Origin of the sequence: Curtobacterium sp. B8 (assembly GCF_000333315.1) — a bacterium.
GTDB lineage: Bacteria > Actinomycetota > Actinomycetes > Actinomycetales > Microbacteriaceae > Curtobacterium > Curtobacterium luteum.
The window spans coordinates 20,263-31,165 of record NZ_BACW01000326.1 but is presented as its reverse complement, the minus strand read 5'-3'; the positions used below and the strand labels follow the sequence as shown (position 1 = coordinate 31,165).

Annotated in this window: 11 protein-coding genes; 7 read left to right on the top strand and 4 right to left on the bottom strand. The window is 71.7% G+C overall.

What is annotated here, in order from left to right:
* Window positions 1–45 precede the first annotated feature (45 nt).
* Window positions 46–594, top strand: coding sequence for an ATP-binding protein (locus I59_RS08145; protein ID WP_022903442.1), 549 nt, complete (start codon window positions 46–48; stop codon window positions 592–594).
* Between the two features lie 51 nt (window positions 595–645).
* Here the strand turns inward: I59_RS08145 and I59_RS08140 are convergent, their stop codons facing one another.
* A complete protein-coding gene (locus I59_RS08140) occupies window positions 646–1,392 on the bottom strand; it encodes a phosphoglyceromutase (protein WP_022903441.1) in 747 nt (248 codons plus the stop codon).
* 44 nt (window positions 1,393–1,436) lie between these two features.
* Between I59_RS08140 and I59_RS08135 the strand changes: the two genes are divergently transcribed.
* On the top strand, window positions 1,437–2,213 hold the full coding sequence (locus tag I59_RS08135; RefSeq protein ID WP_022903440.1) for a methylase: 777 nt from the start codon (window positions 1,437–1,439) through the stop codon (window positions 2,211–2,213).
* A gap of 170 nt (window positions 2,214–2,383) precedes the next feature.
* On the opposite strand, the gene I59_RS08130 is transcribed toward I59_RS08135, so the two are convergent.
* The 3 genes from I59_RS08130 to I59_RS08115 form a co-directional block, all read right to left on the bottom strand.
* Window positions 2,384–3,454 (bottom strand): folate-binding protein YgfZ, encoded by a 1,071-nt coding sequence (locus tag I59_RS08130; RefSeq protein ID WP_022903439.1) that lies wholly within the window; start codon window positions 3,452–3,454, stop codon window positions 2,384–2,386.
* The gene (locus I59_RS08125; RefSeq protein WP_022903438.1) at window positions 3,454–4,056 is read right to left on the bottom strand and encodes an FABP family protein; all 603 of its coding nucleotides are present in this window, start codon (window positions 4,054–4,056) and stop codon (window positions 3,454–3,456) included. The genes I59_RS08130 and I59_RS08125 overlap by 1 nt, the downstream gene beginning before the upstream one ends.
* Before the next feature lie 136 nt (window positions 4,057–4,192).
* Complete coding sequence (locus I59_RS08115) at window positions 4,193–4,474, bottom strand: hypothetical protein (RefSeq protein ID WP_148286137.1); 282 nt, start codon at window positions 4,472–4,474, stop codon at window positions 4,193–4,195.
* Window positions 4,475–4,686: 212 nt separating this feature from the next.
* Here I59_RS08115 and I59_RS08110 point away from each other — a divergent pair, with 212 nt between their 5' ends.
* The 5 genes from I59_RS08110 to I59_RS08090 all read left to right on the top strand — a co-directional run bounded on the left by I59_RS08110 (window position 4,687) and on the right by I59_RS08090 (window position 10,812).
* The gene (locus tag I59_RS08110) at window positions 4,687–5,370 is read left to right on the top strand and encodes a response regulator transcription factor (protein WP_022903435.1); all 684 of its coding nucleotides are present in this window, start codon (window positions 4,687–4,689) and stop codon (window positions 5,368–5,370) included.
* Window positions 5,367–6,188, top strand: coding sequence for a mycothiol synthase (gene mshD, locus I59_RS08105; protein ID WP_022903434.1), 822 nt, complete (start codon window positions 5,367–5,369; stop codon window positions 6,186–6,188). The genes I59_RS08110 and mshD overlap by 4 nt, the downstream gene beginning before the upstream one ends.
* A gap of 89 nt (window positions 6,189–6,277) precedes the next feature.
* Window positions 6,278–8,443 carry an RNA degradosome polyphosphate kinase gene (locus I59_RS08100; RefSeq protein WP_022903433.1) on the top strand — a complete coding sequence of 722 codons (2,166 nt, stop codon included), beginning with the start codon at window positions 6,278–6,280 and terminating at the stop codon, window positions 8,441–8,443.
* Window positions 8,440–9,387: an NUDIX domain-containing protein gene (locus I59_RS08095; RefSeq protein WP_022903432.1), complete on the top strand. Its 948-nt coding sequence runs from the start codon at window positions 8,440–8,442 to the stop codon at window positions 9,385–9,387. The genes I59_RS08100 and I59_RS08095 overlap by 4 nt, the downstream gene beginning before the upstream one ends.
* A gap of 312 nt (window positions 9,388–9,699) precedes the next feature.
* On the top strand, window positions 9,700–10,812 hold the full coding sequence (locus tag I59_RS08090) for a phosphate ABC transporter substrate-binding protein PstS (protein WP_022903431.1): 1,113 nt from the start codon (window positions 9,700–9,702) through the stop codon (window positions 10,810–10,812).
* The last annotated feature ends 91 nt before the right edge of the window (window positions 10,813–10,903 follow it).

The window sequence follows — 10,903 nt, the reverse complement described above, 5'->3', positions numbered from 1 at the left end:
GACTCCCGTTTTGCGGTCTCCCCGCTCGGACGGGAGGATCGTGGCATGGCTCAGGTCGCGATCGTCGTCAACGGGATGCCCGGTTCGGGCAAGAGCACCGTGGGCGCCGCCCTCGCGGAGGTCCTCGGGTGCCCGTTCCTGTCGAAGGACCGGATCAAGGAGCCCTTGGCCGACATCGCCGGCCCGATGATCGCCTCGCGCGACCTCGGCGCGATCGCGATGGACACGATGTGGTCGATGGCGCGGGCCGTCGAGAACGGGGTCGTCCTCGACGCCGTCTGGCTCCCGTCACGTGACCGCGCCCTCCTGGAGGCAGGGCTCGCCTCCGCAGGGTCCCCTCGCGTCGTCGAGGTGTGGTGCGACGTCGACCGCGCGACCGCCGACGAGCGGCTGCGCGAGCGCTACGAGCCGGGCACGCTCCCGGTCCGGCACGACGTGCACGGCGACCTCGCCTCGGTGCTCGCGTTCTGGGACGAGCACGGTCCCACGGCGGGGCCGGTCGGCCTGCCCGGCGCCCCGGTCGTCCGGGTCGACACCGCGAAGCCCTACGACGTCGGCGCCCTCGTGCAGGAGATCGCCGCGCACTTCGTCTGACGCACGAACGCCCCGCCGGTGTCGGCGAGGCGTTCGTCGTGGGACGGGGTGCTACTTCTTGGCGCCCTGGGCGGCGACGGCAGCGGCACCCGCCGCGGCGGCCTCGGGGTCGAGGTAGTACGAGGGCTTCGTCGGACGGAAGTCGTCGTCGAGCTCGTACACGAGCGGGATGCCCGTCGGGATGTTGAGCCCGGCGATGTCGTCGTCGGAGATGCCGTCGAGGTGCTTGACGAGCGCGCGGAGCGAGTTGCCGTGCGCGGTGACGAGGACGGTCTTGCCGGCGGCGAGGTCCTTCGTGATGTCCGACTCCCAGTACGGCAGGAGACGGTCGATCACGAGCTTGAGCGACTCGGTGCGGGGCAGCTGGTCGCCGAGGTCGGCGTAGCGGCGGTCCCCGGCCTGCGACCACTCGGCGTCGTCGGCGATGGGGGGCGGCGGCACGTCGAACGACCGGCGCCACTCCATGAACTGCTGCTCGCCGTACTGCTCGAGCGTCTGGGCCTTGTCCTTGCCCTGCAGGTCGCCGTAGTGGCGCTCGTTGAGCCGCCAGTCGCGCTTCACCGGGAGCCAGGCGAGGTCGGCCTCGAGCAGGGCGATGTCGGCGGTCTGGATCGCGCGGGTCAGGAGCGAGGTGTAGAGGACGTCCGGCACGATGCCCGACCCGGCGATGAGCTCGCCGGCGCGCTTCGCCTCCTTCTCGCCCAGCTCGCTGAGTCGGACGTCGACCCAACCGGTGAACAGGTTCTTCTGGTTCCAGTCACTGTTGCCGTGACGGAGCAGGACGAGCGTGGAGGTCATGCACCCGAGTCTACCGAGCGGGTGCGCCTCGCTACCCTGGGGCCATGCCCATCGGGAACGTCACGCGCGGGACGACCGGGGTCAACCGGCTCCGTCGCGTCGACCGGTGGATCGCCGCGCTCCCGGTCCTCCGCCGGACCGCCGACCCGCTCGTGGCCGACGTCGGGTACGGCGCCCGCCCGACCACGACGCTCGAGATGCGCGACCGGCTCGCCCGCGTCCGCCCGGACGTCGAGGTGACCGGCATCGAGATCGAACCCGAGCGGGTGGCGCTCGCGAACGCCGGCACGCGGGACGGTGTGACCTTCCGGCTCGGCGGCTTCGAGACCCCGACGCCAGGGGGTCGTCGTCCCGCGGTGATCCGGGCGTTCAACGTCCTGCGGCAGTACGACGAGTCGGCCGTCGTCGACTCCTGGCGGATCATGCAGGACCGCCTGCAGCCCGGCGGCGCGCTCGTCGAGGGCACGTGCAACGAGGTCGGACGGGTGGCCTCGTGGGTGACGCTCGACGACGTCGCGCCGCGGACCTTCACGGTGTCGCTCCGGTTGGCCGGGCTCGAGGTGCCCTCGGTGGTGGCGGAACGACTGCCGAAGGCGCTCATCCACCGGAACGTCCCCGGGGAACGCGTGCACGACTTCCTCCGCGACCTCGACCTGGCCTGGGCGGTCGCGGCACCGCTCGGCACCTACGGCCCGAGGCAGCGGTGGCTCGCGGCCGTCGGGGGCCTGCGGGACCGCGGCTGGCCGGTGCTGCACGGGGGCTCGCGGTGGCGCCTCGGCGAGCTCACCGTCCCGTGGGAGGCCGTGGCCCCGGCCGACTGACGCCGGGGTCGCCCGCGTCGCGCGGTGCGAGGTCGCACGGTGGGGACGTCGCACGGTGCGACGTCGCACGGTGCGACGTTGTCCACACGGTGCGAGGTTGCAACGCCGCACCGTGTGGGAAACCCCGCACCGAGCGGCCGAGCGCGCGAGCCACCGCGGGCGTCGGCGCGCTACGAGCGGCGGACCGCGCCGAGCCGTGGCAGCCGCGGCACGTTCGCCGTCGCCCCGGCACCCGGCGGCACGATGACCTGTTGCGCCGCGGTCACGACCACGTCGTCCGCGTGCAGGGTCAGCGTCGCGTCCGGGTCGAGGGACCGCTTCACGACCGCGAGCCCGATCGGCCCGAGCTCGTGGTGCACGGCCGAGGCGGCGAGACGGCCGACCTCGTTCTCCCCGAGCAGCACCGGCGTCCCCGGCACCGGCAGCACCGCGTCCGACCCGTCGAGGTGGAGCAGCACCGCACGACGCGGCGGGTGCCCGAGGTTGTGGACCTTCGCGACCGTCTCCTGACCGCGGTAGCAGCCCTTCGACAGGTGCACGGCGGACCGGAGCCAGTCGAGCTCGTGCGGGATCGTGCGCTCGTCGACGTCGGAGAGCGACGGACGCCAGGCGGCGATCCGCAGGGCTTCGTACGCGAGGAGGCCCGCGGCGGCCACGTCGGACGCAGCGATCGCGGCCGCGGTGCCGGGCTCGACCACCGCGATCCGGAGGGTCCAGTCGGACGCGGGGTGGGCCTCCAGGGCGGCGTAGCCCCAACCGCCGGGCGCGACCTCCGACCACGGGTCGACCCACTCGACCGCCGCGTCGGCGGGGCCGACGGCACCGTCGAACCGACCGAGGGTGACGAAGTCGGCGGAGCGGTCGGCGACCTCGACGCGCAGCATGAAGCGCATCGTGTCGAGCCACGCGGCGAGCGGCGCGGCGTCGGCGGGCTCGGTGAGCAACCACGTGGCCGTGCCGTCGTCGACGACGCGGGCGGCGTGCTCGACCCGGCCGGAGGCGTCCAGGACGAGCGTCTCCGTGGAGACCCCGGGGACGAGACCGAGCAGGAGCTGCGAGGTGATCGAGTTGAGCCACGAGAGCCGGTCGGGGCCGGTGACGGTCACGACGCCGAGCCCGAGTTCGACGACCGCGCGACCCCGATCGAGGAGTCGCTGCTCGGCGAGCGGGTTGCCGTAGTGCGCGGCCACACCCGTGTCGGCGGCCACGAAGCCCGGCCGCGACGCGAACGGCGTCGGCATCAGTCGACCTTCGCGAGCTGCCCCGAGGCGTGCGAGGTCAGCTCCCGTCCGAGCGCCGCGATGTCCCACGCCCAGAACAGCTTGCCCTCGACGAGGCCGTACAGCCGCGTCGCCGCGGAGTACTCCTTCGCGTTCGGCGAGCGCACGACGGTGTCGGTCGCGAGGTCGATCCGACCCTTCGCCACCCGTCCGACGTAGAGCTCGTTCACGCCCGTCGGGTGCACGATCGCCGCCTCGACGTCGAAGCCGTCGGTCGCGTTGCGCAGGGTCTCGACGCTCTGGGTCGTGCTGAACGGGGTCGGCCCGTCGCCCAGGAGCATCGCCGGGCCGCGGTCGCCGGGCTCGTGCGGCCGGTCGAGCCGCCAGTAGCCCATCTCGGCCGCGAGCGGGGTGTGCTCGTCGTCGAGCAGCCACGTCGTGGACGAGTAGTTGAGGTAGGGCAGGCCGTCGTGGCTGAAGCTCACGCGCTGGCCGAAGTCGTACTTCCGGGGCTCGTCCTCGTCGCCGACGGGGTACTCGACGACGCCGGTGCCCTCCCAGACGCCGACGAGCCAGGACAGCGGCACGAGTTCGGGTGCGAGGCCCTCCGGCAGTTCGATCAACGCTGACCCTTGAACAGCTTCACGACGACGGTCACCGAGATGAACGCGATCGCGAGCGACGCCAAGCCGAGGAGGCCCACGTAGAAGAGCTCGAGCGCAAGCAGCGAATCCATGCCCAGAGTCTACGCGGCGCGGCTCAACGCGCCAGGAGCACCACGGCGGTGACGAGCACGACGACGAACGCGCCGGACGAGGCGATGCTGATCCGTTCGACCAGGCCGTCCTTCGTGGCCGTGATGAGCTGCAGCACGAAGCTGACGAGCACGCAGAGCACGAAGACGAGGAGGAGCCAGGCGAACGAGTCCTTCTGCGCGAGCGTGATCACGAGGACGGCGCCGACGACCGCGAGCAGCCACACGGGGAGCACGGACGTCAGCTTGAGGCGACGCTGGTCGGCGGGCGGCACGGGCTCGGTCACGCGCCCCATCATGACAGAGGGTGTCCGGGCGCCGGGCGGGGCGGCGGTGGGGCGGGCCCGGTCGCGGGCCGGGCCGCCCGCGCCCGCTGGGTACCGCGCCAGCGTCCGCGGCCGCGTCCGCATCCGCGGGCGCACCGTCCGCCCGGACGGCGGGCCGCTTCCCGAGCATCACTAGGATGTGTCCACGTCGTCCCCCACGCTCTGGAGGTCCTGTGGCCCAGCTCCTGGTACTCACCTCGGCCGCGCCCGGCGACGTCCTGCCGAGCCTCGGTCTCCTGAGCCACCGGATCCGCCACGTCCCCGCCGAGGCCGCGCAGCTCGTGAACGCGCCGCAGAGCGACCTGGTCTTCGTCGACGCCCGGGTCGACCTCGTCGGCGCCAAGGCCCTGTGCAAGATCCTCGTCACCAGCGGGTCGCCGACGCCGATCGTCCTCGTGGTCACCGAGGGCGGCCTGACCGCGGTGAACAGCGAGTGGAACGTGGACGACGTCGTGCTCGAGTCGGCCGGCCCGGCCGAGGTCGACGCCCGCATCCGGCTCGCCGCCGGTCGTGCGGCGAAGCAGCCGGCCAGCACCAAGATCCAGGCGTCCGGCGTCGTCATCGACGAGGCCAGCTACTCGGCGAAGGTCCGCGGACGGCCGCTCGACCTCACCTTCAAGGAGTTCGAGCTCCTCCGCTTCTTCGCGACGCATCCCTCGCGCGTGTTCACCCGCGAGCAGCTGCTCAGCGAGGTCTGGGGCTACGACTACTTCGGCGGCACGCGCACGGTCGACGTGCACGTGCGACGGCTCCGCGCCAAGCTCGGTGACCTCGAGTCGCTCATCGGCACGGTCCGGAACGTCGGCTACCGCTTCAACGTCTACGAGGACGAGGCCGAGCGACTGGCCGGACAGTGACGATCGCGCTCGACGCGTTCTCGGTCGCGGGCGAGCCTCGGCCGTTCTCCGACCAGACGCTGGTCGACGTCCGAGCCGGGCGCGCGACGGTCATCGGCGACGAGCGCGGGGTCGCCGTCGTGCGCGACGGAGAGCTCGAGGTGGCGGTCGCCCTGGAGGCCCGTGGGCGCGGCCTCGGGACCGCCCTCGTCACGCAGGCGCTCGCCCTGGGCGACGGGGCGCCCGGCGCGTCGTCGCGTGCTCCGCGGCTCGCGTGGGCGCACGGGGACCACCCGGCTGCACGGGCGCTCGCGGCGCGGTTCGGCTGGCGTGCCGTCCGCACGCTGCTGCAGCTCCGGGCGCCGGTGCCGTCGGTCGCGCCGGACGTGGCACTGCCGGACGGCTCGTCGCTCGCGGCGTTCCGGGCCGCTGACCCGGAGGACGAGGCCGCCTGGCTCGAACTGAACGCCGCCGCCTTCGCGCACCACCCCGAACAGGGCCGGATGACACTCGACGACCTCCGTGCCCGCGAGGCCGACCCCTGGTTCTCCGGGGACGACCTCCTGCTCGTGCGGGATGCGACCGGCCGGCTCGCCGGGTCCTGCTGGCTCAAGGTCGAGGACGGCACGGGCGAGTTCTACGCCGTGGCCGTCCGGCCCGACCTGCAAGGACAGGGACTCGGCGGGGTGCTCATGCGCGCCGGGTGGGGGCGACTGGTCGGGCGCGGCCTCACCGCCGCCGCGCTGTACGTCGAGGGCGACAACGAGCCCGCGCTGGCGCTCTACCGGCGGTCCGGGTTCACGCAGCACGCGATCGACGTCCAGTACGCCGCCGCCTGACCCCTGCACACCGGGTCCGTTCACGCCGCGTTTTCACAGCCGTCACGAACAGCCCTCGTCGCGGAGGCCGCGGGTGGCAGGATGTGGGCATGGACACCGAACCGCAGCTCGACGGCGAATCCGTCGCACCGGACCTCGACGACTTCGACGAGGTCGTCGAGGTGGAGCACGAGTCGCTGCCCTCGGACCGCTACTTCGACCGCGAGCTCAGCTGGCTCCGGTTCAACCAGCGTGTGCTCGAGCTCGGTGAGGACCGCACGCAGCCGCTGCTGGAGCGTGCGAACTTCCTCGCCATCTTCGCGTCCAACCTCGACGAGTTCTTCATGGTCCGCGTCGCCGGGCTCAAGCGCCGCATCGACACCGGCATCGCCGTGCCGACGAACGTCGGGCGCGCCCCGAGCGACGTCCTCCGCGACATCGCCCAGAAGGCCCACGAGCTGCAGGACCGCCACGCAGCGGCGTTCATCGACTCGCTGAAGCCCGACCTCGACGCCGCGGGCATCCACATCGAGCACTGGTCCGACCTCGACGAAGCCGACCGGCTGCGCATGCGCGAGTACTTCAACGAGCAGATCTTCCCGGTGCTCATGCCGCTCGCGGTCGACCCGGCACACCCGTTCCCCTACATCTCGGGGCTGTCGCTCAACCTGGCCGTGCGGGTGCGGAACCCGAAGTCGCAGCGGCAGGAGTTCGCGCGCCTCAAGGTCCCGCAGAACTTCTCGCGGTTCATCGCCCTGCCCGACGACGGCTCCGGGCGGCAGCGGTACATCCCGCTCGAGGACCTCATCGCGAACCACCTCGACGACCTCTTCCCCGGGATGGAGGTGCTCGAGCACCACGTGTTCCGCGTGACCCGAAACGAGGACGTCGAGATCGAGGAGGACGAGGCCGAGAACCTCATCCAGGCCCTCGAGCGCGAGCTCCTCCGCCGTCGGTTCGGACCGCCCATCCGCCTCGAGATCACCGAGGACATGGACCCGGTGACGCTCGACCTGCTCGTCCGCGAGCTCGACATCACGGAGCAAGAGGTCTACCGCCTCCCGTCGCCGCTCGACCTCGGCGGCCTGTTCGAGATCGCGAAGATCAGCCGACCGGACCTGCACTACCCCAAGCACGTGCCGACCACGCCCGTGCAGTTCCAGCCGGGCGAGCCGAACACGAAGCCGGACCTGTTCCGGGCGATCGGCCGGTCGGACGTCCTCGTGCACCACCCGTACGAGTCCTTCGCGACGAGCGTGCAGGCGTTCCTCGAACAGGCGGCTGCCGACCCGAACGTCCTCGCGATCAAGCAGACGCTCTACCGCACCTCGGGCGACAGCCCCATCGTCGAGGCCCTCATCGACGCCGCCGCCGCGGGCAAGCAGGTGCTCGCCCTCGTCGAGATCAAGGCGCGCTTCGACGAGCAGAACAACATCGGCTGGGCGCGCAAGCTCGAGAAGGCCGGCGTGCACGTCGTCTACGGCCTCGTCGGGCTGAAGACGCACTCGAAGCTCGTCCTGGTCATCCGTCAGGAAGGCGGGACGCTCCGGCACTACAGCCACATCGGCACCGGCAACTACAACCCCAAGACCTCGCGCATCTACGAGGACATGGGCCTGTTCACCGCCGACGACACCGTGGGCAAGGACCTGACCCGCCTCTTCAACGAGCTGTCCGGCTACGCCATCGAGAAGAAGTTCAAGCGGCTGCTCGTCGCCCCGCTGCACCTGCGCAAGGGACTGATCAAGCGCATCCAGGCCGAGGCCGACAACGCCCGCGCGGGCAAGCCCTCGGGCATCCGGATCAAGGTCAACTCGATGGTCGACGAGCAGATCATCGACGCGCTGTACCTCGCCAGCCAGGCCGGCGTGCCGGTCGACGTCTGGGTGCGCGGCATCTGCTCGCTCAAGCCGGGGATGGAAGGCGTCTCGGAGACCATCCGGGTCCGGAGCGTCGTCGGCCGGTACCTCGAGCACTCGCGGGCGTTCGCGTTCCACAACGACGGCGACCCGGTCGTGTTCATCGGCTCCGCGGACATGATGCACCGCAACCTCGACCGTCGCGTCGAGGCCCTCGTGCGCCTGTCCGACCCCGCCCACGTGACCGAGGTCCAGGACATGTTCGACCTCGCGATGGCCGACACGACGAGCTCGTGGCACCTGGAGTCCGACGGCGAGTGGACACGCCACTCGACCGATGCTGACGGGCGCCCCCTCGCGGACGTGCAGAATGTCCTCATGCTCAAGATCTCGGCCCGGAAGCGCTCCACTCGGTGAGCGGCGGTCCCACGGGTCCCGTCGTCGCAGCCGGAGCCGTCGTCTGGCGTGAGCAGGACGGGCGGCCGCTCGTGCTGCTCATCCACCGCGGGCACCACCACGACGTCTCCTTCCCGAAGGGCAAGGTCGACCCGGGCGAGAGCGTCCCGACGACCGCGGTCCGCGAGATCGACGAGGAGACCGGCTACCGGGTCCACCTCGGGGCGCCGCTCGGCACCGCCGAGTACGTCCTGCCGAACGGCCGCGACAAGGTCGTGCACTACTGGTCCGCCCGGGTGTCGAACAAGGAGTTCGAACGCGCCGGGACGTTCCGGCCGAACGACGAGGTCGCCGCGGTCGAGTGGGTGTCGATCGACGACGCCCGTGGCCGGCTGACCTACGAGCGCGACGTCGAGGTCCTCGACCGGTTCGCCGACCGCGCCGCCGCCGGCGAGCACAAGACCTTCGCCCTCATCGCACTCCGGCACGCGAAGACCGTCCCCGGCTCGGACTGGGACGGACCGGACGCCACCCGGCCACTGCTGCCGGTCGGCCGCTCGCAGGCCCGGGCGGTCGTCGCACCGGTCGCGGCGTTCGGCCCGAAGAAGATCGTCTCGAGCACGGCGGCGCGGTGCCTCGCGACCGTCGAGCCCCTCTCCGCACGGACGAAGGTCGGCGTCTCGTCGACCCCGGACATCAGCCAGGACGCCCACGACCGCGGCGCCGCCAACGTCAAGGGCGTCGTGCTGCGTCGGATCGACAAGGCGAAGTCGACCGTCCTGTGCTCGCACGGGCCCGTCCTGCCCGACATCATCGCCCGCATCGCCGGCGCGACGGCCGACGGCAGCCGACACTTCGACCTCCGTCAGGCAGCGATGCTCTCCGTCGGCGACTTCGCCGTGATGCACATCGCCGGCGGCAAGCTCGTCGCCGTCGAGACGCACCGGAACACCATCGCCTCGTAGGCCTCGGACAACGCCTTCCCAGGCCGACCGGCCCGTCGCCGGAGGCCTCGCGGCGGCGGTGATCCGTGCCTCCCGGCCGACACCGCCGAGCATGCGAACGCATGCGCCGCGCGCGGGCGCAGTGGCCCGATCCTGCACCCGCACCGGCCTGCGCGTCCACGCGCCGCGAGCGGGGCAAGCCCTCGTTCACCTCCCGTTCACCCCCGGGCACCTCCCGGGTCACCTCTCGTCCCTACAGTCGCTCCCGGGTCAGCACCGGCCCGCGGGACCCGCAGCGGTCCCACCTGCACTGACATTCCCGAAGGGACCCCTGTGAACATCAAGCGAATCGGCACGGTCGCGGCGATCGCGATCGTCGGCGCCGTCGCGCTGTCCTCCTGCGCCTCGAACGAGGGCGGCGCGGGCGACAACGCCTCCGGCTCGTCGAGCTCGGGCACGGACTACTCGAAGCTCTCCGGCACCCTGACCGGCTCGGGCTCGTCCGCGCAGCAGACCGCGCAGGCCACGTGGACCGCCGGGTTCCAGAACGTCGCTTCCGGCGTCACGGTCAACTACTCGCCCGACGGCTCGGGCGCCGGCCGCAAGAACTTCATCTCGGGTGCCGCGGACTTCGCCGGCTCCGACGCCGCCCTCTCGGACGACGAGCTCTCGGGCTCGTTCGCCAAGTGCGCCGCGGACTCCAAGGCCATCGACATCCCGGTCTACATCTCCCCGATCGCGATCGCCTACAAGGTCGACGGCGTCAAGGACCTCACGCTCGACGCGAAGACCATCGCGGGCATCTTCTCCGGCAAGATCACCAAGTGGAACGACTCGGAGATCAAGGACCTGAACAAGGACGCCTCGCTCCCCGACGCGAACATCACCGTCGTGCACCGCTCGGACGACTCGGGCACGACCGAGAACTTCTCCGAGTACCTCGACGCGAACGCGAAGGACGTCTGGGGCAAGGAGCCGAGCCAGACCTTCCCGTACCAGGTCGGTGACGCCGCCGCGAAGACCTCGGGTGTCGCCTCCTCGATGGCCAGCGCCTCGAACGCCATCACCTACATCGACGACTCGGGCGCGGGCTCGCTCGACAAGGCGAAGCTCATGGTCGGCGACAAGGCCACCACGATCTCGGCCGAGGGTGCCGCCACCGTCGTCGCGGACTCCGAGACGGTCTCGGGCCGCGCGGACAACGACCTCGCGATCGACATCAACCGCACCGACACCGCCGACAACGCGTGGCCGCTGGTGCTCGTCTCCTACGCCATCGCGTGCCAGGAGTACAAGGACTCGGCGACGGGTGAGCTCGTGAAGGGCTACCTCGACTACGTCGTGTCGAAGGACGCGCAGGACGCCGCCGCGAAGGAGGCCAAGTCGGCCGCCCTCTCGAGCGACCTCTCGGAGAAGGCCGCGAAGGCCGTCGCCTCCATCAAGTAACGCCCGCTGAGCGCCCGGACGCCGGTCCCACCCATCTCGACCGGCGTCCGGGCACTCGCCCGTCACGGCACCACCTCCCCACCTCCCCCGC